Raw genomic sequence first — 25,889 nt, forward strand, 5'->3', positions numbered from 1 at the left:
AAAGTAACGCGCGCACGGGCCGTTTTGGCGGCGTCCCAGGGGCGCCGCTTCCCCTGTCCGGCTTACACCCGCACCAGGTGCACCTCAGTCACCGGCTTGCGGCCCTGCGCCGCATGGAAGGTGCGGCGCACCGCCAGCCGGGCGGCCTCGGTCACGGCCGCGTCATCACGCCGCTCCGCCTCGGCCAGCTTGTCGACCGCCTGGCCGATGCCCTTGACCAGCCCCTCGATGAACAGCGCGTCCTCTTCCCCATCCAGCAGGCCGATGACCGACAGCTTCGGGTCGGCCAGCAGCTCGGTATCGTCCATCACCAGGGTGACGACCGCCGCGCCGTTGAAGACCATGCGGTTGCGGGTACGCAGCAGATTTCCGCTCAGGGGCACAAGGCGGCGACCGTCCAGGCACAACTTGCCCGAAGGCACGGTACCGATGATCTCCGGCTCGCCCGGGCCGATGCGGATGACGACGCCGTTCTCCGGCACCAGGGCGCGTGGCACCTGGCATTCCAGCGCCAGGTCGGCGTGGGCCTTCAGGTGGCGCTGCTCGCCATGCACCGGCACGGCCAGGAAGGGGCGCACCCACTGGTACATCTGCGCCAGCTCGTCCCGCGCCGGATGGCCGGAGACATGGACATCGGCGTCGCTGGCCGTCACCACCTCGATGCCACGGCGGATCAGGCCGTTCTGCACCTTGGCGATGGCCTTCTCGTTGCCCGGGATTTCGCGGGAGGAGAAGACGACGACATCGCCCGGTTCCAGGTCGATCTCGGGATGGTCGCCGTCGGCGATGCGGGCCAGGGCGGCGCGCGGCTCCCCCTGGCTGCCGGTGCAGATCAGCACCTGGGCCTCGCGCGGCAGATAGCCCACGTCATGCTCGGTGACGAAGGGCGGCAGGTCCTTGAGATAGCCGGTGGCGCGCGCAGCCTCGTTGATGCGGCGCAGGCTGCGGCCCACCAAGGCCACTTGGCGATCGTGCGCGGCGGCGGCCTTGGCGATGGAATGCAGACGGGCGACGTTGGTGGCGAAGCAGGCCACGGCCACCCGGCGGCCGGGGTAGCGGCCGATCAGTTCCTCCAACCCCACGGCCACGGTGCCTTCGGAACCGGACGTGCCGGGCACGGTGGCATTGGTGCTGTCGCAGACCAAGGCGGTGACGCCCTGGTGTCCAAGCGCGATCAGCGCCGCCTCATCCACCGGCGCGCCCACGCGCGGGTCGGGGTCCAGCTTCCAGTCGCCGGTGTGCAGAACCGTCCCGCCGGCGGTGCGGATGACCAGGGCGTTCGGCTCGGGAATGGAATGGGTGAGGCTGATCAGCTCGATATCGAAGGGGCCGACCTGGAAGCGGCCGGACAGCGGCACCTCGATGATCTGCACCAGGCCGCTGAACTCCGTCTCGCGCAGCTTGGCGCGCAGCACGGCGGCGGTGAAGGGGGTGGCGTAGACGGGGCAGCGCAGCTCCGTCCAGAGGTACTGCACGGCACCCAAATGGTCCTCATGCGCGTGGGTCAGCACCAGGCCGGCCAGGTCTTCCCGCCGCTCGGCAATGAACTCGGGGTCGGGCATGACCACGTCCACGCCCGGCGCAGCGTCATCGCCGAAGCTGACGCCCAGGTCGACCATCAGCCATTTGCCGGCGTGATGGTAGAGATTGAGATTCATACCAATTTCGCCGGACCCACCCAACGGCAGGAAATACAGGGCGTCGGGGGACAGCAAATCGTCGATCATGGAAACCTAAAAAACGGGAAACGGCGGGACGGGCGAACGGGGCGTCAGCCCCCTGATTTGGCGTTGCGGCGGTAGATGAGCAAGAGCCCGCGTAAGGTCAGGTCGGCATCGATGTGGTCGACCATGCCCGTCTCCTCCGCGAACACCCGCACCATGCCGCCGGTGCCGATGACGGTGACGGGGGGCGTGCCGGTGGGCGACAGCTCCGCCTTGATACGGCGCAGCAGGCCCTCGATCATCGCGGTATAGCCCCAATACATGCCCGACTGCATGGCGCCCACGGTGCCGCGGCCGATGACGCGGTCAGGCTTGGCGATGTCCACCTTGGGCAATTGGGCGGCCACGCGGTGCAGGGCGTCCAGCGACAGGGTGGGGCCGGGGGCGATGATGCCGCCGGCGAAGGCGCCATCGGCATCGACCACGTCGAAGGTGGTGCCGGTGCCGATATCCAGCACCACCAGCGGCGCCTGATATCGTTCCGTGGCTGCAACGGCATTGACCAGGCGGTCGGCGCCCGCCTCGCGCGGATTGTCGATGCGGATCTCGATGCCCACATCCACCGCCGGGTCGCCGATGCGCATGGGCACGCAGCCGAAATGATCCTTGCACAGCCGGATCAGGTCGGGTGTGGTCGCCGGGACGACGGAGGACAGGATGGCCGCGTTGACATCCTGGGCCGCCAGCCCCTTCAGCGCCATGGCCGAGGTCAGCCACACCGCGTACTCGTCGGAGGTGCGGCGGCTGTCGGTGGAGATGCGCCAACGGCCCCGGGGCGTGTCGCCATCATAGATGGCGAAGACCACGTTGGTGTTGCCGGCGTCGATGGCGAGCAGCATGGGGCGGGCTCCCTGTCTCAGGCGATCGGCTGAAGAGCATGAGGGAAAAACACATCACCGGCTGTGACCCTCACCGTGCCACCGGCGGTTTCCACCAGCAGGGCGCCATCGGCGTCCAGATCGACCAGGCGGCCCTCGAACGCGCGGTCATGCAGGCGGACGGTGACGGGGCCGCCGACGCCCTGGGCGGCGTTCAGCCAGGCGGCGCGCACGGGCGCGAAGCCATAGTCCTGCCAGCGGCGGTACCAGCGGTCAAAGGCGCGGGCGTAGGCGGCCATGACCAGGTCCGGCTCCACATCCGCACCCTGGGCCAGCAGCGAGGTGGTGGCGTAGCCCGGCGTGTCCGGATGGTGCCGCACATTCATGCCCATGCCGACGGCCACCCAGGCGACGCCGCCGTCCGCCTCAGCCTCGGATTCCAGCAGGATGCCAGCGATCTTGGCGCCGCCGACCAGGACGTCATTGGGCCATTTCAGCTTGGGCGCCGCGGCGACCAGGCCGTCCACCGCCTCCCCCGCCGCCAGCGCGGTGACGAAGGACAGCTCGGCCGCCCGCTGGGGCATACCACCGGGGCGCAGCAACAGGGTGCAGTAGAGATTGCCGGGCTCGGAGGTCCAGGACCGGCCGCGCCGGCCCCGGCCCGCCTCTTGACGAACGGCCCGTACCAGCGTGCCTTCCGGCGCACCGGCACGGGCCATGTCCTTGACGATGTCGTTGGTGCTGCCGCAGCGCTCCAGCACCGTCGGCCGGATCCATTCCGGCAGACGGTGGGACGGGGCGCCGGGATTCAGCGCCCGCCCGCTCAATGGAACAGGCTGGCGGCGGCGGCGGCCGCGCTGTTCAGCACCGGGGTGCCGATCACCAGGGCCACCGGGAACACCACCAGGGCGGTGGCGGTGACGACCCAGGACAGGCCGGCCGCGGGGCGGTCCAGCGGCTCTTTCACATCGTCGAACCAGGAGACCTTACAGACCTTCAGGTAGTAGTAGAGGCTGATGCCACTGGTCAGCGCCATGATGATGGACAGCGGGTACAACCCAGCCTTCCACGCGGCCATGAACACCAACAGCTTACCGAAGAAGCCGGCCGCCGGCGGGACGCCCGCCATAGAGAACATGAAGACGGCCAGGGCCAAGGCCAGCATGGGATTGGTCTTGGAGAGGCCCGCCAGGTCGGCGATCTCTTCCACGGCCTTACCCTTCTGGCGCATGCCGATGATGATGGCGAAGGTGCCGACGGTCATCACCAGGTAGATCGCCATGTAGATCAGCACGGCCTGCACGCCATCGGCGGTGCCGGCCGCCACGCCGACCAGGGCGTAGCCGATGTTGGCGATGGAGCTGTAGGCCATCAGGCGCTTGATGTTGCTCTGGCGGATGGCCGCCAGGGAGCCCACCACCATGGAGGCGACGGAGCAGAACTCGATCACCTGGCGCCACTGCGGCAGCAGGGAACCGAAGGGGCCCTCCAGCACGCGGATAAACAGGCAGATGGCGGCCACCTTGGGCGCCACGGCGAAGAAGGCCGTGACCGGGGTGGGGGCGCCTTCGTACACGTCCGGCGTCCACATATGGAAGGGCACGGCGGAGATCTTGAAGGCCAGGCCGGCGGCGACGAAGACCAGGCCGACGATGACGCCCAGGGACGCCGGGCCGGCCTGCAGGACCTGGGCGATGGTGATGAAGTTGGTGGTGCCGGCGAAGCCATAGATCAGGCTGATGCCGTACAGCAGCATGCCGGAGGACAGCGCGCCCAGCACGAAGTACTTCAGACCGGCCTCGGTGCTCTTGGCGGAATCGCGGCGGAAGGCCGCGATGACGTAGAGCGACAGGCTCTGCAGCTCCAGGCCGACATAGAGGGTCAGCAGGTCGTTGGCCGACACCATCATCATCATGCCGACGGTCGCCAGCAGCATGAGCACCGGATATTCGAACCGGTCCATGTCCTCACGGGCGATGAAGTTCTGGGCGATGATGATGGACAGGCCGGTGCCCAGCAGGACCAGCAGCTTGGAGAAGACGGCGAAGCCATCGGTGATGAACAGGCCGGAGAAGGCCACGTCGTAGCCTTCCTGGCGGAACAGCAGCACGGATGTCGCCACCAGCGCCACCACGGACAGGCCGCTGACCAGGCGGGTGCCATTCTTGCCGCTGAACACACCCAGCATCAGCAGCGCCAGCGCCGCCACGGCCAGGAAGATCTCAGGCAGGGCCGGGATCAGATCGGTAAGGACAGGTTGCATGGATCGTTTCCCGCTGGATCAGTGGCCGGCGTCGGGGCTGGCATCCGCCTTGGGCTCGCTCTGCGCGGGCGCCTCGGCGGGCATTTCAGGGGTGGACGGCTCAGCCGCCGGCTCGGTGCCCGGCGTCTCGCTGGTGGCCGGGTGGGCCGAGAGGGTCCCGGCGTTGGCGGCCGGGACGAAGGCGGAGGCCGGGTTGGCGACCGGCGGGGTCAGACCCTCGGCGGCCAGGGCCTCGCGGTGGTGCGACAGGATGTGGTCCAGCGACGCGGCGTACACGCTGCTGAAGCTCTTCGGATACACGCCCATCATGATGACGATGGCGACCAGCGGGGCGAAGTAGAGGATCTCCTTCGCGTTCAGGTCGGGCATGGCGATCACGTCCGGCTTCTCCAGCTTGCCGTAGAACAGCTTGCGATAGAGCAGCAGCATGTAGGCGGCGCCGAACACCAGGCCGGTGGAGGCGAACAGGCCCACCCACGTGTTGGCCTCGTACGCGCCCAGCATGGACAGGAACTCACCCACGAAACCCGAGGTGCCGGGCAGGCCGACCGAGGCCAGCATGAACAGCATGAACACCACGGCGTACTTGGGCATGTTGTGCGCCATGCCGCCGTAGCGCGCGATCTCACGGGTGTGCAGGCGGTTGTAGACCACGCCGATGCAAAGGAAGAGGGCCGCCGACACCACGGTGTGCGACAGCATCTGGAACATGGCGCCGTCCAGGCCCTGGGCGTTGGCGGAGAAGATGCCCATGCTGACGTAACCCATGTGGGCCACGGAGGAATAGGCGATCATCTTCTTCATGTCGGTCTGCGCCAGCGCCACCAGCGAGGTGTAGATGATGGCGACGACCGACATCACGAACACCAGGTTGGTGTAGGTGGCCGAGCCGATGGGCAGCATCTGCAGGTTGGCGCGGATCAGACCGTAGCCGCCCATCTTCAGCATGACGCCGGCCAGCATGACGGAGCCGGCGGTCGGCGCCTCCACGTGGGCGAAGGGCAGCCAGGTGTGGAACGGCCACATCGGGGTCTTCACCGCGAAGGCGGCGAAGAAGGCCAGCCACAGGATCTTCTGCATCGACGGATCGAAGGTGTGGTCCAGCATCACCCGCATGTCCATCGTGCCGACCTGCAGGTACATGGCGACGATGGCCAGCAGCATCAGGACGGAGCCGATGAAGGTGTAGATGAAGAACTTGTAGGCGGCGTAGATGCGGCCCGGACCACCCCACACGCCGATCATCAGGAACATCGGCAGCAGGACACCTTCGAAGAAGATGTAGAACAGGATGAAGTCCAGCGCGGTGAACATGCCGACCAGCATGGTCTCCAGCAGCAGGAGCGACATCATGAACTCCTTCACCCGCTTCTCGATGCTGTCCCAGGAGGCCAGCACGCAGACGGGGGTGAGGAAGGTCGAGGCCAGCACGAACCAGACGGACACGCCGTCGATGCCGCGCAGGTACTGGATGCCCAATGCCGGGATCCAGCTGTGTTCCTCCACCAGCTGGAAACCGGCGCTGGAGGGGTCAAACTTCACCAGGATGAACAGCGAAACGATGAAGGTGAGAAGCGAGGTCGCGAGGGCGATCGCCTTCGCGTTCCGCGCCACGGCCTGTTCTTCGCCGCGCACCAGCAGGATGAGTAGGGCGCCAATCGACGGAAGGAACGTCGTCAGCGACAGGATCGGCCAATCAGCCATCTTAGATGCCTCGTCCTGCTCAGGGCTTGAAGTAGAACCAGCCGACCAGCGCGACCACGCCGATCACCATGGCGAATGCGTAATGGTAGACGTACCCAGACTGCAGACGGCTGACGCCGGCGGCCACACCGCGGGTGGTCTTGGCGACGCCATCGGGGCCGAGGCCGTCGATGATGGCGCCGTCGCCGGCCTTCCACAGGCCAAAGCCGAGGACCTGGGCCGGCTTCACGAACAGCACGTCGTAAATCTGGTCGAAGAAGTACTTGTTGAAGACCAGCACGTGCAGCGGCTTCACGATCTTGGTGAAGGTCGCCGGGATGCCGGGCACGAACATGTAGCAGACATACGCCAGGGCGATGCCGGCCAGACCCACCAACAGCGGCAGAAGGCCCACCCACTCCGGCCCCTCGTGGGCGGCGTGGATGCTGTCATGGGCGTGCAGCACCTGGATGGCGCCGCGCCAGAACTCGGCGCGGGCGGCATGGCCGACGAACCACTCGTAGCCACCGATACCCGCGACCAAGGCGCCGATGGCCAGCACGGTCAGCGGGCCGGTCATGACCAGCGGGCTCTCGTGCACGTGGTCCATAACCTCCTTCGAAGCGCGCGGCTTGCCATGGAAGGTCATGATCAGCAGGCGCCAGGAGTAGAAGGCGGTCATGAAGGCGGCGGCGATGCCCAGCCAGTAGGCGAAGTGGCCGACGGCGGTGCCGGAGCCGTAGGCGGCCTCCAGCACGATGTCCTTGGAGTAGAAACCGGCGAAACCGTACACGCCGGGGATGCCGACACCGGCCAGGGCCAGGTTGCCGATCCACATCACCACATAGGTGAAGGGGATCAGCCTGGCGATGCCGCCCATCTTGCGCATGTCCTGCTCACCCGACATGGCGTGGATGACGGAACCGGCGCCCAGGAACAGCAGGGCCTTGAAGAAGGCGTGGGTCATCAGATGGAAGACGGCGGCCTGGTAGGCCGACACGCCGATGGCGAAGAACATGTAGCCCAGCTGGCTCATCGTCGAATAGGCGATGACGCGCTTGATGTCGAACTGGGTCATGCCGATCGTCGCGGCGACGAAGGCGGTCAGGGCGCCCAGCACGGTCACCACGGCCAGGGCGGTGGGGGCGTATTCGAACACCGGGCTCATGCGGGCCAGCATGAACACGCCGGCGGTCACCATGGTGGCGGCGTGGATGAGGGCCGACACCGGGGTCGGGCCTTCCATCGCGTCGGGCAGCCAGGTGTGCAGGCCCAGCTGGGCCGACTTGCCCATGGCGCCGACGAACAGCAGCAGGCAGGCGCAGTCCAGCGCCGAGACGTGCCAGCCCAGGAAATTGAAGGTGGCGTGCGCCTTGCCGGCGGCGGCCGGGAAGATCGTGCCGAACTCGACGCTGCCGAAGATGATAAAGATCGAGAAGATGCCCAGCGCGAAGCCGAAGTCGCCCACGCGGTTCACCAGGAACGCCTTCATGGAGGCGTCGTTGGCGCTCTTCTTCTCGAACCAGAAGTTGATCAGCAGGTAGGAGGCGACACCGACGCCCTCCCAACCGAAGAACATCTGCACCAGGTTGTCCGACGTCACCAGCATGAGCATCATGAAGGTGAACAGGCTGAGGTAGGACATGAACCGGGGCTTGTCCGGGTCATGGCTCATGTAGCCGACGGAGTAGATGTGGACCATGGTCGACACGCCATTGACCACGATCAGCATGACCGCCGTCAGGGTATCGACACGCAGGGCCCAATCGACGTGGAAGTCGCCGCTGGCAACCCAGTTGGCCAGCGGAACCACGGTGGCATGACCGTTCACGGCCACGTCGATGAACAGGATGATGGACAGGACCAGCGCGGCCACCATGGCGCCGCAGGTGACGAGCTGGGAACCCAGGTCACCGATGCGGCGGCCGAAGAAGCCGGCGATGAACGCCGCGAGGAGCGGCAGGAAGATTGCAGCGATAACGGCCATGGCCCTCAACCCTTCATCAGGTTGATGTCCTCAACCGCGATCGAGCCACGGTTGCGGAAGTAGATGACGAGGATGGCGAGGCCGATGGCGGCCTCGGCAGCCGCGACGGTCAGGATGAACAGGGCGAAGACCTGTCCCACCAGATCGTGCAGGAAGACCGAGAAGGCGACGAGGTTGATGTTGACCGCGAGCAGGATCAACTCGATCGACATCAGGATGATGATGACGTTGCGGCGGTTCAGGAAGATGCCGAACACGCCCAGGATGAACAGGATGGCCGCCACCGACAGGTAGTGGCCCAGACCGATATCCATCATGTTTTCCATGGTTTACACGCCCTCCCCGGTCTGGACCTTGACCACGGCCACCACGTCCTCGCGGCGGCGGGCCAGCTGGTCGGCGATGACCTGGCGGCGCACGCCCTTGCGCGAGCGCAGGGTCAGCACGATGGCGCCGATCATGGCGACCAGCAGCACCAGGCCCGAGGCCTCGAAGATGAAGGCGTATTGGGTGTAGAGCAGGTCGCCCAGCGCCTGGGCGTTGCCCACGCTTTCCGGCGTCGGCGCCGCGCGGACGCTGTCGGCCGGGCCGGCATAGACCCAGCCGGAGATCACCAGGCCCAGTTCCGCCAGCAGGGCCGCCCCCACGGCGAGGCCCGCCGGCAGGTAGCGCAGGAAGCCCTTGCGCAGTTCCTGGAAGTTGATGTCCAGCATCATGACGACGAAGAGGAACAGCACCGCCACGGCGCCCACGTAGACGATGACCAGGATCATCGCCACGAATTCCGCCCCGATCAGCACGAACAAGCCGGCCGCGTTGAAGAAGGCCAGGATCAGGAACAGGACGGAGTGCACCGGGTTGCGCGCCGTGATCACCAGCATGCCGGCCAGCACCAGCACGGCGGCGAACAGATAGAAGGCGAGAGCGGGCAGTATCATCGGCGGCTCTCCTTCCGGTGCGGGTTGCGGACGTTGGCGATCAAGATTTCTCTCCGGTAACCGGGCCCATCGTCTGGGTCCCTGACTCGACGTCGGGGGCGCGGGCGATCCCGCGCGCGGGTGTCACGGGGTTAGGCGTCAAAAGGCGTTAAAGGCGCACTCAAGGCTCAGCGGTAGGGCGCATCCGCAGCGATGTTGGCCGCCAGCAGCGGCTCCCACCGGTCGCCGTTCGCCAGCAGCTTTTCCTTGTTGTAGAAAAGCTCCTCACGCGTCTCGGTAGCGAACTCGATGTTCGGCCCCTCGACGATGGCGTCCACCGGGCAAGCCTCCTGGCAGAGACCGCAGTAGATGCACTTGGTCATGTCGATGTCGTAGCGGGTGGTCCGGCGTGAGCCGTCCTCACGGGGTTCCGCTTCGATGGTGATGGCCAGGGCCGGGCACACCGCTTCACACAGCTTGCAGGCGATGCAGCGCTCTTCCCCGTTGGGATAGCGGCGCAGCGCGTGTTCGCCACGGAAGCGGGGGCTGAGCGGGCTGCGCTCATACGGGTAGTTGAGGGTCACCCGGGGCTTGAACATGTAGCTGAAGGTCAGGGCGAAGCCCTTCACCAGCTCGGTCATGAACAGGCCGCGCGCCGTGCGGTCGAGCCAGGCCATGTCGTCACCTCATTCCTTGATGCGGGGGGCGGCTCCCCCCGCGGTCACAAGTCAGTACCAAAGTCCCGCCCCGGGGCTGGGACGCATCGCTCAGTGCGGCAGCTTGTCGAAGTAGACAAGGAAGCCGGAAGTCAGGATCACCCAGACCAGGGAGAACGGCAGGAAGACCTTCCAGCCCAGGCGCATCAGCTGGTCATAGCGGTAGCGGGGCAGCGTGCCGCGCACCCAGATGAACACGAACATCAGCAGGCAAATCTTGATGATCAGGTTCAGCGGGCCGGGGATGAAGCCCAGGAAGGGGAACGGCTGCCAGCCACCCAGGAACAGGATGGAGGTCATCCCGCTCATCAGGAGCATGCTGATGTACTCGCCCAGGAAGAACAGGGCGAAGGTCATGGCCGAGTATTCGGTATGGAAACCGCCCACCAGTTCGGACTCGCCTTCCGGCAGGTCGAAGGGGGCACGGTTGGTTTCCGCCAGCGCCGAGATGAAGAACACCACAAACATGGGGAACAGCGGGATGCAGAACCACAGGTGCGTCTGCGCCCGGACGATGTCCGACAGGTTCAGCGAGCCGACGCACAGCAGCACGGTGATGATGACGAAGCCGATGGAGACCTCGTAGGACACCATCTGCGCGGCGGAGCGCAGACCGCCCAGGAAGGCGTACTTCGAGTTGGACGCCCAGCCCGACATGATGATGCCGTAGACGCCCAGCGAGCTGATGGCGAAGAGGTAGAGCACGCCGACATTGATGTCGGACAGCACCAGGCCCTCACCGAAGGGGATGACCGCCCAGGCCACCAGCGCCAGGATGAAGGTGATCATCGGCGCCACCAGGAACACGGCGCGGTTGGCGCCGGCCGGGATGATGGTCTCCTTGGTCATCAGCTTCAGGCCGTCGGCGAACGGCTGCAGCAGACCGAAGGGGCCGACCAGGATCGGGCCCTGGCGCAGCTGGATGGCGGCCAGCACCTTGCGTTCCATGTAGGTCATCATGGCCATCGCGATCAGCAACGGCACCGTGATCACCAGGATCTTCAGGATGATCGCCACCAGGGTCGCCCAGGTGAGGGGCAGGCCCAGGTGCAGGGCGAGGAAATCAGCCATGGGTACCGGTCCTCTCGGCAACGGCGGGCGACACGAAGGCCTCCGTGCATTCGGCCATGGTGGCCGAGGCGCGGCTGATCGCGTCGGTCATGTAGAAGTTCTCCACCGGCAGGGTGAAGGGGGCGGCGGCCACGGCACCGGCGGTACCAAAGGCACCCCAGGCGGCCGGCGTGACGCGGTCGACCTGGGCGAACACCGGGTTGGCGTCGGCCAGCCGCTTGCGCAGCTGCTGCAGGGTGTCATACGGCAGGGGCTTGCCCAGGGCGCCCGACAGCGCGCGGATGATCTTCCAATCCTCGCGCGCCTCGCCCACCGGGAAGGTGGCCTGGCGGGTATGCTGGGCGCGGCCCTCGGTGTTGACGTAGGTCGCGTTCTTCTCGGTATAGGCGGCACCCGGCAGGATGACGTCGGCGCGATGGGCGCCCCGGTCGCCGTGGTGGCCCTGGTAGATCACGAAGGCGCGGCCGAAGTTCTGGGCGTCGATCTCGTCGGCACCCAGCAGGTAGACCACCTCGACCTCGCCCTTGCGGGCGCCGTCCAGGATGCCGGCCAGGTCGCGACCGCCCTTGGCGGGCAAGAAGCCCAGGTCCAGGGCGCCGACGCGCGAGGCCGCGCGGTGCAGGACGTTGAAGCCGTTCCAGTCCTCACGCACCAGGCCGCAGGCCTCGGCCACCGCGCGGGCGGCGGCCCAGACGGCGGCGCCGTCCGGACGGGCCAGGGCGCCGGAACCCAGGATCAGCAGGGGCTTCTTGGCGGCCTTCAGCGTCTCGGCATAGGGGTGGCTGCCGTCGGCGATGGCATTCAGCAGCGTGGCGTCGTTGCCCAGGTGCTCGATGGGGAAGGTCAGATCGACACGCGGGCCCAGCACGGTGACGGTCAGGCCGCCCTGCAGGTAGCGCTTGCGGATACGGGCGTTGACCAGCGCGCCTTCCCAGCGCGGGTTGGTGCCGATCAGGAGGATCTGGTCCGCCTGCTCGATGCCCGCGATGGTGCTGTTGAAGATGTAGCCGGCGCGGGACGCCGCGTCGATGGCGCTGCCGTCCTGGCGGCTTTCCAGGCTGGCCACACCCATGCCGCCCAGCAGGTCCTTCAGGGCCAACAGGCTTTCGGCGTCGGCCAGGTCGCCGGCGATGGCGGCGATCTTCTCCGGCGCGGCACCCTTCAGCTTGGCGGCGGTCAGGGCCAAGGCCTCTTCCCAGGAGGCGGCACGCAGCTTGCCGTTCTCACGGATGTAAGGGCGGTCCAGACGCTGGCGCTTCAGGCCGTCATGGGCGTAGCGGGTCTTGTCGCTGATCCATTCCTCGTTCACCGCCTCGTTCAGGCGGGGGAGGATGCGCAGCACTTCGCCGCCGCGGGTGTCGATGCGGATGTTGGACCCGACGGCGTCCAGGACATCCACCGATTCCGTCTTGCGCAGTTCCCAGGGGCGGGCGGTGAAGGCGTAGGGCTTGGAGGTCAGCGCGCCCACCGGGCACACGTCCACCAGGTTGCCCGACAGCTCGGACGAGACGGCGGCCTCGACGTAGGTGCCGATCTCCATATGCTCGCCACGGCCGGTGGCGCCCATCACGGACACGCCCGCGATCTCGTCGCTGAAACGGATGCAGCGCGTGCAGTGGATGCAGCGCGTCATGATCGTCTTGATCAGCGGGCCCAGGTTCTTGTCCTTGACCGCGCGCTTTTCCTCGCCATAGCGGCCGCGATCGAAACCGTAGCCCACGGCCTGGTCCTGCAGGTCGCACTCGCCGCCCTGGTCGCAGATGGGGCAGTCCAGCGGGTGGTTGATGAGCAGGAACTCCATCACCCCCTTGCGCGCCTTGTGCACGGTGTCGGTGTCGGTCTTGATCACCATGCCTTCGCCGCAGGGCATGGCGCAGCTGGCGATGGGCTTGGGGGCCTTCTCCATCTCCACCAGGCACATGCGGCAGTTGGCCGGGACCGACAGCTTCTCGTGATAGCAGAAGCGCGGAACCTCGATGCCCAGCTGCTCGCAGGCCTGCAGCACGGAGGTGCCAGGCGCCACTTCAAGCTCAATACCGTCGATGGTCAGTTTCGGCATGTCTCAAATCCTTCCACCGATCACTCGGCAGCGATGCTCTGGCGATAATCGGCGATGCGGCGTTCCATCTCCGGACGGAAGTGCCGGATCAGGCCCTGCACGGGCCAGGCGGCGGCGTCGCCCAGGGCGCAGATGGTGCGGCCTTCGATCTGCTTGGTGACGTCCTGCAGCATGTCGATCTCTTCCAGGCGGGCCTGGCCGCGGACCATGCGGTCCATGACGCGGGCCAGCCAGCCGGTGCCTTCGCGGCAGGGCGTGCACTGGCCGCAGCTCTCATGCATGTAGAACTTCGACAACCGGGCGATGGCGCGGACAATGTCGGTGGACTTGTCCATGACGATCACGGCCGCCGTGCCCAGGCCGGACCCGACCTCGCGCAGGCTGTCGAAATCCATCAGCACGGTGTCGCAGATGCTCTTGGGCATCACCGGCACGGAGGAGCCGCCGGGGATGATGGCCAGCAGGTTGTCCCAGCCGCCGCGCACGCCGCCCGCATGGCGCTCGATGAGCTCCTTCAGGGGGATGCCCATCTCCTCTTCCACGTTGCACGGCTTGTTCACGTGGCCGGAGATGCAGAACAGCTTGGTGCCCACGTTCTTGGGGCGGCCGATGCCGGCGAACCAGGCGGGACCGCGGCGCAGGATGGTGGGAACGCCCGCGATGCTTTCCACGTTGTTGACCGTGGTGGGGCGGGAGTACAGGCCGGCGTTGGCGGGGAACGGCGGCTTGTTGCGCGGCTGGCCCTTCTTGCCCTCGATGGACTCGATGAGCGCGGTTTCCTCGCCGCAGATGTAGGCGCCCGCACCCTTGTGCAGGTAGATGTCGTAGTCGTAGCCGCTGCCGCAGGCGTTCTTGCCGATCAGGCCGGCGGCGTAGGCCTCGTCGATGGCGACCTGGACGTTGGATGCCTCGTTGTAGAACTCGCCACGGATGTAGATGTAGCAGGCGGTGGCGCCGATGGCGAAACCGGCGATCAGGCAGCCTTCGATCAGCTTATGCGGATCGTGGCGCAGGATCTCGCGGTCCTTGCAGGTGCCGGGCTCGCCCTCATCGGCGTTGATCACCAGGTAGACGGGACCGTCCACCTTCTTGGGCATGAAGGACCACTTGAGGCCGGTGGAGAAACCGGCGCCACCGCGGCCGCGCATGCCCGATTCCTTCACCTGCTCGATGATGGTGTCGCGGCCACGGGCCAGGATGTCCTTGGTGCCGTCCCAGTCGCCGCGCTTGCGGGCGGCTTCCAGGCGGAAGTCCTCATAGCCGTAGAGGTTGGTGTAGATGCGGTCTTCGTCGCGCAACATCGGCCTTACTCCTGCGACGCCGGCTTGACGCCGTTACGCTGCGCCATCTCGGTCAGGGTCGTCGGACCGCCGATGGGCGCGGAATTGATGCGGCCGTTCTGCGGGCCGGGCTTGGGCGTCTCGCCCCGGATCAGGGTATCCAGCAGCGCCTCGGTGGAGGGGCCGTCCAGGTCCTCGTAATAGACGTCGTTGAGCGAGATGACGGGCGCGTTGACGCAGGCGCCGGCGCACTCCACCTCGACCACCGTGAACTGGCCGTCGGCCGTGGTCTCGCCCGGGCCGATGCCCAGCTTGCGCTTGCACGCCGCCAGCACCTCGTCCGACCCGCGCAGCCAGCAGGGGGTTGTCGTGCAGACCTGCACGAAGTGCTTACCCACCGGCTTCAGGTTGTACATGGTGTAGAAGCTGGCGACCTCGTACACGCGGATGGGGGCCATGCCCAGCATGCCGGCGACGTAGTCCATGGCGGCGCGGGGCAGCCAGTTGTCGTGCTGGCGCTGGGCCAGGTCCAACAGGGGCATCACGGCGCTCGCCTGGCGGCCTTCCGGATACTTGGCGATGATCCGCTGGGCCAGGGCCAGGTTGTCGGCGGTGAATTCGAAGGTCGCCGGACCGGCAGGGGTCTCGGAAGCGCTCATCGGTCGATCTCTCCGAACACGACGTCGATGGAGCCGATGATCGCGACGGCGTCAGCGAGCATGTGGCCCCGGGACATGAAATCAACACCCTGCAGATGGGCGATGCCCGTCGGCCGGATCTTGCAACGATAAGGACGGTTGGTGCCGTCGGAGACCAGGTACACGCCGAACTCACCCTTGGGCGATTCGGTGGCGGTGTAGGTCTCGCCGGCGGGGACGTGATAGCCCTCGGTGTACAGCTTGAAGTGATGGATCAGCGATTCCATCGAGCGCTTCATGTCGCCGCGCGGCGGCGGGGCGATCTTGCGGTCGTCCACCTTGATGGGGCCCGGCGTCTGGCGCAGCTTGGCCACGGCCTGCTGCACGATCCGGTTGGACTGCCGCATCTCCTCCACGCGCACCAGGTAGCGGGCGTAGCAGTCGCCGGTCTTGCCCACGGCGACGTCGAAGTCGTACTCGGCATAGGTGTCGTAGGGCTGGGCCTTGCGCAAGTCCCACGGAATGCCGGAGGCGCGCAGCACCGGGCCGGTGAAGCCCCAGGCCAGCGCCTCGTCACCCGAGACGATGCCGATGTCGACCAGGCGCTGCTTGAAGATGCGGTTGGCCGTCAGCAGGCCTTCCACGTCGTCGACGAACTTCTCGAACTTGGCCGCGTAGGCCTCGATGTCGTCCAGCATGCCGGCCGGCAGGTCCTGGTGGACACCGCCCACGCGGAAGTAGTTGGCGTGCATGCGGGCACCCGACACCCGCTCGTAGAACTCCATGAGCAGCTCGCGCTCCTCGAAGCCCCACAAGGCCGGGGTCAGCGCGCCCACGTCCATGGCGAACGTGGTGACGTTCAGCAGGTGGTTCAGAATACGGGTCAGCTCGGCGAACAGCACGCGGATGTGCTGCGCGCGCTTGGGCGGGGTGATACCCAGCAGCTTCTCCGCGGCCAGGACGAAGCTGTGCTCCTCCGACATCGGCGAGACATAGTCCAGCCGGTCGAAGTAGGGCATCGCCTGGATGTAGGTCTTGTACTCGATGAGCTTCTCGGTGCCGCGATGCAGCAGACCGATGTGCGGGTCCGCCCGCTCCACGATCTCGCCATCCATCTCCAGAACCAGGCGCAACACGCCGTGGGCGGCAGGATGCTGCGGCCCGAAGTTCATCGTGTAGGGTTTGATTTGGCTTTCGACAGGATTGGCCATGGCCGATCTCACTTCTTCACGCTGCCGTCGCGCAGCGACGCGCCCAGCGGGATGGCCGCCTTCTCGTCGCCCGGCAGTTGCACATCGGTCATCGCCTCCCAGGGCGACATGAAATCAAAGGCCCGGAAGTCCTGCGTCAGCTTCACCGGCTCATAGACGACGCGCTTCTGCTCATCGTCATAACGGACCTCGACATAGCCCGTCAGGGGGAAGTCCTTGCGCAGGGGGTGCCCCTCGAAACCGTAGTCGGTCAGGATGCGGCGCAGGTCGGGGTGGCCCGCGAAGAACACGCCGAACATGTCCCAGGTCTCGCGCTCATACCAGCCGGCGGCCGGGAACAGCGGGACGCAGGACGGCACGGGCGTGTCCTCATCCGTGGTGACCTTCACCCGCGCGCGCAGGTTCTTGGACACCGACAGCAGCATGTAGTTGACCTCGAACCGCTCCGGCTTGGAGGGCCAGTCCACCGCGGTGATGTCGACCAGCTGGGTGAAGCGGCAGCCGGCGTCGTCACGCAGCACGGTCAGGGTCTGCAGCAGACCCTCGCGCGTGGTGCGGACCACCAGCTCGCCGTTCTGGATCTCGGTGCCGGTCACGGCACCCGGCAGGGCCGCCGCGATCTTGGCGCCCAGCGCCTGTAGGGTTTCTTCGTTCATTCCCGATCCCTCGAGGGCCGCTTAGCGCCGAACCAGGCGGTTACCGCCCTTGATCTTCTTCTGCAGCTGCAGCACGCCATAGACCAGCGCCTCAGCCGTGGGCGGGCAGCCCGGAACGTAGATGTCCACGGGCACGATGCGGTCGCAGCCGCGCACCACGGAATAGCTGTAGTGGTAATAGCCGCCGCCGTTGGCGCAGGAGCCCATGGAGATGACCCAGCGCGGCTCCGCCATCTGGTCGTAGACCTTGCGCAGGGCGGGAGCCATCTTGTTGCACAGGGTGCCGGCCACGATCATCACGTCCGACTGGCGCGGGCTGGGGCGCGGAATCACGCCGAACCGGTCCAGGTCAAAGCGGCTCATGTAGGCGTGGATCATTTCCACGGCGCAGCAGGCCAGACCGAAGGTCATGGGCCACAGCGACCCGGTGCGCGCCCATTCCTGCAGGGCGTCCAACTTGGCGACGACGAAGCCTTTGTCCTGCAACTCCGTCGTCACGGCCTTGATGTAGGCGTCCTGGGCGGGGCCCGGCGGCAGGGGCGCGCCCGCACCGGCGGGAACACCGGCGGGGGAAACGGAAGAGTGGGTTGGCAAAGACGTCACGGGTCTGGCTCCGGTGTGAACGGGCAGCGATGCGAAGAAACGAGAGGGGAAAGGCTCAAGCGCCGTCCGGGATCACTCCCAGTCCAGCGCGCCCTTCTTCCATTCGTAGATGAAGCCGATGGTCAGGATGCCCAGGAAGGCCATCATGGACCAGAAACCGAACAGGCCGATGCGACCCAGCGACACGGCCCAGGGGAACAGGAAAGCCACTTCCAGGTCGAAGATGATGAACAGGATGGCGACCAGGTAGAAGCGCACGTCGAACTTGCTGCGGGCGTCGTTGAACGGTTCGAAGCCGCATTCGTACGCCGACAGCTTCTCGCTATCCGGCTTCTGCTTGGCGACCAGCATGGAGCCGAAGACCATCGCCGCCGCGATCACCCCGGCGATGGCCAGGAAGATGATGATCGGCAGATACTGGCTCAGCAGCTCGGTGGACATAACCTGACTGGACATGAGTGTGCCCCAAATTTCGTCCCGGTTGGCCCGACGGGGCTTGCGGAAGGTGCCAGCCGCAACCAAGTGCATGAAGCCCAGGCCCACACATCTGATTGTCGGTTTTTGGCCCCACCCGGCCTGCCCGCCGGTTCTGGACATAACCTCCGAACCCATGCGGGGGTCCGGACGCCTGCAACAAAAGCCCGGCTTGGGGCCGGGCGTGTTGGAATATAGGCGGGTGCCGTGCCCAAGGAAAGCAAATTACGCCATGCGTCCCGCAGGGGCCAAGGCGCTGAAAATATGGGGGAAATGTCCGGAAACGAAGTTGTTGAGAGCCACTCTCAACCGCCACTCTACCGCAGGTGCGAGAGCCCGGAAAGCAAGCAGGCCGCGCTGTTGCCAGCGCGGCCTTGCTAATGCATCGAACCTTCTGTCTAGGCTCGATGAAGTGGCGCGAGTGACGGGACTTGAACCCGCGGCCTCCGGCGTGACAGGCCGGCGCTCTAACCAACTGAGCTACACCCGCGTCGTTCGCAACTTGCTTTCAGGCCTTATTTCGCACCGTTCGTTTATCGTTCGGTGCGTTTCGCGCCGTCAGCGTCGCTGCGGTGCGCGGTTTGTAGTAAAAAGCCCCACCCCTTGTCAAACAAGAAAAACGCGGCGGCGACGATTTTTTTTACTTTTTTCTAAACTATTGATATCACGCGACTTTCTGGGCGCGGCGCAGGTTGTCCAACCGGTCAAGCGCGTCCAGCAGGCGCATCGGCACGCCGCGGTGGTCCACGGCATCGGGCCCGCCGAAGGCCGTCATGCTCAGTTCCAGGGCCTGGGCCAGCGGCTCCGCCACCGTAAGGTTGCCCTGCTCCACCGCCAGTTCCAGCGCGCTCAGAATCCGATCGCCCAGGCGGCGCTCATCACTCTCCATGACCCTATGCTCCGGTTCGTTGCCAGGCAGGCCCCCCGGACTCATGCATCCGGGGCTGGTCCGAGGGTAGCACTTTCCGGGAAGGCGCCCGACGGGAAAACGACCACTGCTCTTGGATAGGGGCAGCCATGTGCACACCGGCCAGCGACCCCGCCACCGCAAGTGGCGGTGCAACGCGCTCCCGGGGTCTACAGGATCCGGGAGCGGCCGAGGGACGCTTCCATCATGTCCAGGCTGTGCATCATGCGGCGCCAGGTCTCGTCGCTGATGGCGTGGGTGCGGTGCAGACGCGCCAGCTCATCGCGCTTGGCCCGGACCGCCGCCAGCCGCAGTTCCGCCTCGATGGCCAAGCGCCGGCGGCTCAACACCCGGGCATCCACCGGCATGTCCGGATCCTCCACCTGGCGGCGGTAGAACTCCATCAGGCGCAGCGCCGCCTCCGTATAAAGGTCGGCCTCGGATGCGGCGGGAGACACGGCCTGGTGGGCCTGCTCCAGACGGCGCAGGGCAGCGCGGGCCAGGGCGGCCTCCGCCACCCTCTCCTCCTCCACCGTAAGGTCCTCTCCCGGCATGCTAAGGCCGCGCAGCAGCCAGGGCAGCATCAGGCTGGCCATGGGCAGCGACACCAGGATGACGCCGGAGGCCAGGAAAATGGCGACGTCACGACCGGGAAAGGCCACGCCCTCCCGCAGCCAGACCGGCAGGGACAGCACGCCCGCCAAGGTGACGGCGCCGCGCACGCCGGAAACGGTGGTGACGCTGACCAGGCGGAAGGTTGTCCCGGCCGGCCCTCCGGCTCCCGGGCGCCCCCGCCGCTGGGCGATGGCCCGGCTGACCAGCAGCGACAGCCAGACCCACACCAGCCGCAGGGCCAGCAGGGCGCCGACGATGGCGGCGACATGCAGCCCCAGCCAGCCGAGGCTGACCGGCATATCCATAGGCCCGGTGTGCGGGGCGCCCGCCTGCATGGCGATCATGGGCGCCTGCACCAGGATGCCGGGCAGTTGCCAGCCCAGCAGCACGAAGATGACGCCGTTGAGGGTGAACTGGATCATGTCGCCCACCGCCGTGCCCTGCAGGCGGGTGGCCACCTGCCCCGACTCCTCCAGCGGCAGCAGGTTCAGCGTCATGCCGGCGGCGACCGCCGCCAGGATGCCGGACATGTCCAGATGCTCCGCCGCCAGATAGGCGGCGAAGGGAACCAGCAGCATGGTCAGGATGGTGGCGGCGGGGGAATCGCCCCGCAGGCGGATGATCCAGCTCTGGGCCAGGTGCACGGCGGCCACCACGATCACGCCCACCAGCAGGCCGCCGCCCGCCGCCCAAAGGAAGGCCACCGCGGCACCGCCGATGGAAAAGGTGCCGGTCAGCGCCGCCGTCACCGCGAACTGCAGGCACACCAGGCCGGAGGCGTCGTTCAGCAGCGCCTCCCCCTCCAATATGTGCTTCAGGCGGCGGGGCATGCCGCCGCCGCCCGTCATGCCGGAAACGGCCACGGCGTCGGTGGGCGACAGCACGGCCGCCAAGGCAAAGGCGGTGGACAGGGGAACCGCCGGCAGCAGCCAGTGGATGACATGGCCCGCCCCCACCACGGTGAACACAACCAGGCCCACCGCCAGGGTCACGATGATGCCGCCCAGGCGCCGCAACTCCGTCGCCGGGAATCGCCAGGCGTCCAGGAACAGCAATGGTGGAATGAACACCAACAGGAAGAGGTCGGGGTTGAGGATGATGGGCACGCCCGACGCCCAGCCCAGGGCCGCCCCCAGCGCCACTTGGATCAGGGGCTGGGGCACCCGTGTCACGAACCGGCCGATGATGCCGGAAACCGCCACGGTCACCAGCAGGATCAGGACGGCGGTCATCGTTTCCATGGGGCGTCTAGTCCAGGCGCGGGGGCGGGCGGGCGTTTCCAGGCGGGCGAATTAGCGTCCGGACCGGTCCCGGCCCGCCAGCAAGGCCGCCGCCAGGACGACGGCGCCCAGGACGATGACCAGGACGTTCATCCACGGGCCAGCGCTGCGATCGTGGTTCATGTCCCAGACGCGACCGCCGATCATGGCCAAGCCCAGGATGATCAGCAAGATACGATGCTGGCGGGTTAGCCCACCGGCCCCGTCAGGCGGCAGGATACCCATCACCGCCCCTGGCCGCCCGCGGCCGGCAGAACCAGGGCGGCCGTGCCATCCTGGCTCAACGCCCGGTGCGCCCGGGCCAGGGCCACGCCCAGCAAGGCGACACAGATGAAATTCACCACGGCCATGGCCAAGGTCCACAAGAGGCTAACGACCACGTCGGGGGGCGAGGTGGTGCTGGCGGTCAGCCAATCCCCCATCAGCAGGCGGTTGATGAGAAAGCAGGGCAACTGCAGCGCCGCCTGGCTGAGGAGCACCACGCCGGTCAGGCGCCAGCCCAGGACGGACGAGGCTCTCCAATAGCGGCTGAAGGCCGGCGTCTCCCCCGCCAGGACGGCCATCAGGCCAATGCCGAGGCGCACCGTGACGTGCAGGGCCAGGACGCCCACGGCGATGGCCCCGGCCAGGACGGCGAGCCACACACCTGGGCCCGCCTGATCCTCCACCGAGGGCTCCGTGATCAGGGCGCGGGCGAACATCAGCACCATCAAGGCGATGAGCAGCATGAAGAAATAAAGGATTTGCCAGCCGGTGGCGGCCCATTCGTTGCGGCCGAATCCCGGCTGCAGGAAGGTCACCGGTTCCTGCCCCGTGCGGACCCAGCGCCCCCAGGCGGAGAGGGAGCGCATGTGCGCCCAGGTCTGGAAGACGACCAGGACCAGGAAGATGAAGCCGAACTCGCCCCACTGCTCCTGGTCAGGCTCATGGCCCAGGTACTGGATGCTGCGGAACTGGAAAAACAGGGCGGCGGCCAGACTGAAGACCGCCGGCATGCCCAGGAAACGGGCGATGCGCACGGGGGCGGCGAACACCTCGCGATAAAGGTCGACCACTTCCCCCCAGATCGACTGCCCGTTCGACGCCATGCCCCCTCCAAAACCGGACGCCGTCGCCGCCGTCCTCACATGCGCGACCGCCACCGTCCCCGCCGCATAAGGGTGAGCATGGGAAGGCTTCGCGCGCTTTGCCAGTCACAGAAATGCCCCGTGCCGCTGGATCGCCCCTATATAGGCAACCCGGGGCGATGATTACAGGTTTGCCCCGCCGGTCAAAGTGACAATCCAGGGCCAAACGGCGTAGCGGCGCCCGCCTTCAACCCGGCCGTCGACCGCTTGACGCCCCGCTGCGGGTGTCGGGGCGAAAGACTGGCGGCATGCTGTCCTGGATCTGTGGCCCTGGACCTGTGGCCCTGGACGTGTGGCGATGGTGGGCGGTGAGGGATTTGAACCCCCGGCCCGATGCGTGTAAAGCACCTGCTCTACCCCTGAGCTAACCGCCCATCGCGCCCAACCGGCCCCCCTCAAGCGGGCCGCCGGGACATGAGGCTTTAGCCGCCCGTGACCCGTTTGGGAACCCCTTTTGCGAAAGGGGGCCTGGAAAAATAAATAATGCCGTGGAAACAAAAAAGACGGGAACACCCATCGGCGTCCCGCCTTTTATAAGCACTGGGCTCGGACTGTGGCCGGCCATGGCCGGTGTCCCCCGAGCGCGCCGCCACATCGTGGAGCGGCGTGCCTGAACATCCGGAACCGGGGGCGGGCCGCAGGCTGCGGCGACCGGCCCCCAAGACCGGCGTAAAACGGCGCTTAGCCGTTCTTAGTTCAGCGCGTCCTTCAGGCCCTTGCCGGGCTTGAACTTCGGCTGCTTGCTGGCGGCGATGGAGATCGCCTCACCCGTGCGCGGGTTGCGGCCTTCCGAAGCGGCGCGCTCGGCAACGGCGAAGGTGCCGAAACCAACCAGGCGAACCTCGTCGCCCTTCTTGAGGGCTTCGGTGATGCCCTCGAACACCGCATCGACCGCCTTGTTCGCATCAGCCTTGGACAGCTCCGCACTAGCGGCGACGGCGGCAACGAGATCGTTCTTATTCACTTAAGGCCCCCCTTCTTGAAGCAGGATCTGATCTTGGATTTCGTCCCGGTCGCGGGGCACGCGCCGGGATTGGGATTCGGTTCGGACGTACGGCCCCGGGGTTATCCGCCCCGGGGCCGTCGCGTCAGGCCTTCAATTCACACGATTTCGGTTCGTACTTCAATGCCGAATCACGTCGTCCTTACCGTCTTCCGCGGCTTTCGCGGCAACAGGCTCAACGACTTCCGGCTCCGACCACTCGATCGGCACCAGCGGCTGTACCAGGGCGTTGGCCAGCACCTCGTCCGCCGTCGACACCGGGATGATGGTCAGGCCGCGCTTGACGTTGTCGGGAATGTCAGCGAGGTCCTTCTCATTATCCTTTGGAATCAACACGGTCTTGATGCCGCCGCGCAAAGCCGCCAGCATTTTCTCCTTCAGGCCACCGATGGGCAGAACCCGGCCGCGCAGGGTGATTTCGCCGGTCATGGCGACATCCTTGCGCACGGGAATGCCTGTCAGCACCGACACGATGGACGTGGTCATCGCGACGCCGGCGGACGGACCGTCCTTAGGCGTAGCTCCTTCGGGCACGTGGACGTGGATATCCTTGCGCTCGAAAAGCGTCGGTTTGATGCCGAACTGGGCGGAACGGGACTTCACGAAGCTCTCGGCGGCCTGCACCGATTCCTTCATGACGTCGCCCAGCTTGCCCGTGGTGGTGACGCGGCCCTTGCCGCGCAGCATCACCGCCTCGATGGTCAGCAACTCGCCGCCCACTTCGGTCCAGGCAAGACCGGTGGTGCAGCCCACCAGATCCTCCTTCTCCGCCTCGCCATAGTGGTACCGGCGCACGCCGGCATACTTGTCGAGGTTGCGACGGGTGATCGACACCTTGTCGACCCCCTTCATCAGGATCTCCTTGATGGCCTTGCGGGCCAGGTTGGCGATCTCACGCTCCAGGCTGCGCACGCCGGCTTCCCGGGTGTAGTAGCGGATGAGGTCGCGCAACGCGTCATCGGAGATGGTGAACTCGCCTGCCTTCAGGCCGTGGGCCTTCAGCTCCTTGTCGATCAGGTGGCCACGGGTGATCTCGATCTTCTCGTCTTCGGTGTAGCCCGACAGCCGGATCACCTCCATGCGGTCCAGCAGGGGCTGGGGCATGCGCAGGGTGTTGGCCGTGCAGACGAACATCACGTCGGAGAGGTCGTAGTCCACTTCGAGGTAGTGATCGTTGAAGGTGCCGTTCTGCTCGGGATCCAGGACCTCCAGCAGGGCGGAGGACGGATCGCCCCGCCAATCGGCGCCCAGCTTGTCGATCTCGTCCAGCAGGAACAACGGATTCGACGACTTCGCCTTCTTCATGCCCTGGATGACCTTGCCGGGCATGGAGCCGATGTAGGTGCGGCGGTGGCCGCGCACCTCGGCCTCATCCCGCACGCCGCCCAGCGACACGCGGACGAAGTTGCGGCCCGTGGCCTTGGCGATGGACTTGCCGAGCGAGGTCTTGCCGACGCCGGGCGGGCCGACGAGGCACAGGATGGGACCCTTCACCTTGTCCATGCGCTGCTGCACGGCCAAGTACTCCAGGATGCGCTCCTTGACCTTCTCCAGACCATAGTGATCGGCATCCAGGATGGCCTCGGCCCCCTTGATGTCCTTCTTCACCTTGGTGCGCTTCTTCCACGGAATGGACAGCATCCAATCCAGGTAGTTACGCACGACGGTCGCCTCGGCGGACATGGGGCTCATGGTCCGCAGCTTCTTGACCTCGGCCAGCGCCTTTTCCCGGGCTTCCTTGCTGAAGCGGGTCTTGGCGATTCGCTCCTCAAGCTCGGCGACCTCGTCCTTGCCATCCTCGGACTCGCCGAGTTCCTTCTGGATGGCCTTCATCTGCTCGTTCAGATAGTACTCGCGCTGGGTCTTCTCCATCTGCCGCTTGACGCGGTTACGGATGCGCTTTTCCACCTGCAGCACGCCGATCTCGCCTTCCATGAAGGCGTAGACCTTCTCCAGCCGCTCACCCACCGTCGCCGCTTCCAGAAGCTGCTGCTTCTCCGGAATCTTCAGCGCCAGGTGCGAAGCGATGGTGTCGGCCAGCTTGCCCGGTTCCTCGATCTGGTTGACCGAGACCAGGACCTCCGGCGGGATCTTCTTGTTCAGCTTGATGTACTGTTCGAACTGGGCCACCGCGGCGCGGGCCAGGGCCTCCGCCTCCTGCGCTTCGCCCGTCTTTTCCTCGATGGGCTCGGCATAGGCCTGGAAGAAGTCCTCGTTGCGCTCGAAACTGACGATGCGCGCGCGCTGCCCGCCTTCGACCAGCACCTTCACCGTCCCGTCGGGCAGCTTCAGCAGCTGCAGCACGGTGCCGATGGTGCCGACGGAATAGATGTCGTCGGGCGTGGGATCGTCCTGGGCGGCGTTCTTCTGGGTGACCAGCAGAATCTGCTTGTCATCCTTCATCACGTCTTCCAGCGCGCGCACCGACTTTTCGCGCCCCACGAACAGGGGCACGATCATGTGCGGGAACACCACGATGTCGCGCAGGGGGAGGACCGGGTAAAGGGTTCCTCGGGTGGCTTCCAACATAGATCTGACCTTCCACTCAGAATCTCAGCGGCCAGCCCATAATGGGCCTGGCCCGCCATCCACCAGCCGCCCCGTCATGGGCGCGGCGTCGGGAGGTCGCCCTGGTAACGTGGCACACCGATCCCCCCCCTTCAAGGGCTTGAACCCGACGAAATCTGCGCTACGGAAGGGGTAGGCGGCGGGAAAATCGCGCTTTTGCAACCATGTCGCCCGCCATTTGGGGCTCTCGCGTTCCCAAGTGCCTGGATTCCGGACCAATTCTGCGGCGAAGGCAAAATAAAACCCGGGAAACCCCCATGATCAGGGATTTCCCGGGTCTTAAAACTAT

23 protein-coding genes and 2 tRNA genes are annotated in these 25,889 nt (G+C 66.4%); all 25 read right to left on the minus strand.

The features are described from left to right. Positions 1–62: 62 nt before the first annotated feature. Entirely contained in the window at positions 63–1,727 is a 1,665-nt protein-coding gene (locus Y958_RS20210; RefSeq protein WP_186291368.1) for a ribonuclease J, read from the minus strand. A 44-nt stretch (positions 1,728–1,771) separates the two neighbouring features. Continuing rightward, positions 1,772–2,563 (minus strand): type III pantothenate kinase, encoded by a 792-nt coding sequence (locus Y958_RS20215; RefSeq protein WP_088873691.1) that lies wholly within the window; start codon positions 2,561–2,563, stop codon positions 1,772–1,774. 17 nt (positions 2,564–2,580) lie between these two features. Beyond that, positions 2,581–3,303: a biotin--[acetyl-CoA-carboxylase] ligase gene (locus tag Y958_RS20220; RefSeq protein ID WP_244909483.1), complete on the minus strand. Its 723-nt coding sequence runs from the start codon at positions 3,301–3,303 to the stop codon at positions 2,581–2,583. A 62-nt stretch (positions 3,304–3,365) separates the two neighbouring features. Continuing rightward, positions 3,366–4,805: an NADH-quinone oxidoreductase subunit NuoN gene (nuoN, locus tag Y958_RS20225; RefSeq protein WP_088873692.1), complete on the minus strand. Its 1,440-nt coding sequence runs from the start codon at positions 4,803–4,805 to the stop codon at positions 3,366–3,368. A gap of 18 nt (positions 4,806–4,823) precedes the next feature. Continuing rightward, positions 4,824–6,509 carry an NADH-quinone oxidoreductase subunit M gene (locus Y958_RS20230; RefSeq protein WP_088873693.1) on the minus strand — a complete coding sequence of 562 codons (1,686 nt, stop codon included), beginning with the start codon at positions 6,507–6,509 and terminating at the stop codon, positions 4,824–4,826. Positions 6,510–6,528: 19 nt separating this feature from the next. Continuing rightward, the gene (gene nuoL, locus Y958_RS20235) at positions 6,529–8,475 is read right to left on the minus strand and encodes an NADH-quinone oxidoreductase subunit L (RefSeq protein ID WP_088873694.1); all 1,947 of its coding nucleotides are present in this window, start codon (positions 8,473–8,475) and stop codon (positions 6,529–6,531) included. Between the two features lie 5 nt (positions 8,476–8,480). Further along, positions 8,481–8,789, minus strand: a complete 309-nt coding sequence (gene nuoK / locus Y958_RS20240; RefSeq protein WP_040846291.1) for an NADH-quinone oxidoreductase subunit NuoK — start codon at positions 8,787–8,789, stop codon at positions 8,481–8,483. A gap of 15 nt (positions 8,790–8,804) precedes the next feature. Continuing rightward, on the minus strand, positions 8,805–9,413 hold the full coding sequence (locus tag Y958_RS20245; RefSeq protein ID WP_040846282.1) for an NADH-quinone oxidoreductase subunit J: 609 nt from the start codon (positions 9,411–9,413) through the stop codon (positions 8,805–8,807). Positions 9,414–9,580: 167 nt separating this feature from the next. Further along, positions 9,581–10,069, minus strand: coding sequence for an NADH-quinone oxidoreductase subunit NuoI (gene nuoI, locus Y958_RS20250; protein WP_088873695.1), 489 nt, complete (start codon positions 10,067–10,069; stop codon positions 9,581–9,583). Between the two features lie 90 nt (positions 10,070–10,159). After that, positions 10,160–11,179 carry an NADH-quinone oxidoreductase subunit NuoH gene (gene nuoH / locus Y958_RS20255; RefSeq protein WP_040846285.1) on the minus strand — a complete coding sequence of 340 codons (1,020 nt, stop codon included), beginning with the start codon at positions 11,177–11,179 and terminating at the stop codon, positions 10,160–10,162. Then, on the minus strand, positions 11,172–13,238 hold the full coding sequence (gene nuoG / locus Y958_RS20260; RefSeq protein ID WP_088873696.1) for an NADH-quinone oxidoreductase subunit NuoG: 2,067 nt from the start codon (positions 13,236–13,238) through the stop codon (positions 11,172–11,174). The genes nuoH and nuoG overlap by 8 nt, the downstream gene beginning before the upstream one ends. 20 nt (positions 13,239–13,258) lie before the next feature. Beyond that, positions 13,259–14,539, minus strand: coding sequence for an NADH-quinone oxidoreductase subunit NuoF (gene nuoF, locus Y958_RS20265; RefSeq protein ID WP_040849821.1), 1,281 nt, complete (start codon positions 14,537–14,539; stop codon positions 13,259–13,261). Between the two features lie 5 nt (positions 14,540–14,544). Next, positions 14,545–15,177 (minus strand): NADH-quinone oxidoreductase subunit NuoE, encoded by a 633-nt coding sequence (nuoE, locus tag Y958_RS20270; RefSeq protein WP_088873697.1) that lies wholly within the window; start codon positions 15,175–15,177, stop codon positions 14,545–14,547. Next, positions 15,174–16,367: an NADH-quinone oxidoreductase subunit D gene (locus Y958_RS20275; protein ID WP_040849816.1), complete on the minus strand. Its 1,194-nt coding sequence runs from the start codon at positions 16,365–16,367 to the stop codon at positions 15,174–15,176. The genes nuoE and Y958_RS20275 overlap by 4 nt, the downstream gene beginning before the upstream one ends. An 8-nt stretch (positions 16,368–16,375) precedes the next feature. Then, a complete protein-coding gene (locus tag Y958_RS20280; protein ID WP_088873698.1) occupies positions 16,376–17,023 on the minus strand; it encodes an NADH-quinone oxidoreductase subunit C in 648 nt (215 codons plus the stop codon). Positions 17,024–17,044: 21 nt separating this feature from the next. Beyond that, complete coding sequence (locus tag Y958_RS20285) at positions 17,045–17,617, minus strand: NuoB/complex I 20 kDa subunit family protein (protein WP_040849827.1); 573 nt, start codon at positions 17,615–17,617, stop codon at positions 17,045–17,047. 81 nt (positions 17,618–17,698) lie between these two features. Further along, the gene (locus tag Y958_RS20290; protein ID WP_040849814.1) at positions 17,699–18,067 is read right to left on the minus strand and encodes an NADH-quinone oxidoreductase subunit A; all 369 of its coding nucleotides are present in this window, start codon (positions 18,065–18,067) and stop codon (positions 17,699–17,701) included. 446 nt (positions 18,068–18,513) lie between these two features. Beyond that, a tRNA-Asp gene (locus Y958_RS20295) sits at positions 18,514–18,590 on the minus strand. A 174-nt stretch (positions 18,591–18,764) separates the two neighbouring features. Further along, on the minus strand, positions 18,765–18,989 hold the full coding sequence (locus Y958_RS20300) for a hypothetical protein (protein WP_040849813.1): 225 nt from the start codon (positions 18,987–18,989) through the stop codon (positions 18,765–18,767). Between the two features lie 188 nt (positions 18,990–19,177). Then, positions 19,178–20,863 (minus strand): Na+/H+ antiporter, encoded by a 1,686-nt coding sequence (locus Y958_RS20305; protein ID WP_088873699.1) that lies wholly within the window; start codon positions 20,861–20,863, stop codon positions 19,178–19,180. A gap of 51 nt (positions 20,864–20,914) precedes the next feature. Then, positions 20,915–21,127: a hypothetical protein gene (locus Y958_RS20310; RefSeq protein ID WP_088873700.1), complete on the minus strand. Its 213-nt coding sequence runs from the start codon at positions 21,125–21,127 to the stop codon at positions 20,915–20,917. Then, positions 21,127–21,990 carry a hypothetical protein gene (locus Y958_RS20315; RefSeq protein WP_088873701.1) on the minus strand — a complete coding sequence of 288 codons (864 nt, stop codon included), beginning with the start codon at positions 21,988–21,990 and terminating at the stop codon, positions 21,127–21,129. Before Y958_RS20315 ends, Y958_RS20310 begins: the two co-directional genes overlap by 1 nt. Positions 21,991–22,328: 338 nt before the next feature. Continuing rightward, positions 22,329–22,403 (minus strand) — tRNA-Val (locus Y958_RS20320). Positions 22,404–22,720: 317 nt separating this feature from the next. After that, positions 22,721–22,993 (minus strand): HU family DNA-binding protein, encoded by a 273-nt coding sequence (locus tag Y958_RS20325; RefSeq protein WP_004274300.1) that lies wholly within the window; start codon positions 22,991–22,993, stop codon positions 22,721–22,723. Between the two features lie 159 nt (positions 22,994–23,152). After that, the gene (gene lon / locus Y958_RS20330) at positions 23,153–25,561 is read right to left on the minus strand and encodes an endopeptidase La (protein WP_004274299.1); all 2,409 of its coding nucleotides are present in this window, start codon (positions 25,559–25,561) and stop codon (positions 23,153–23,155) included. Positions 25,562–25,889 lie beyond the last annotated feature (328 nt).

Origin of the sequence: Nitrospirillum viridazoti CBAmc (assembly GCF_000730165.1) — a bacterium.
In the GTDB taxonomy this organism is placed as follows: domain Bacteria; phylum Pseudomonadota; class Alphaproteobacteria; order Azospirillales; family Azospirillaceae; genus Nitrospirillum; species Nitrospirillum viridazoti.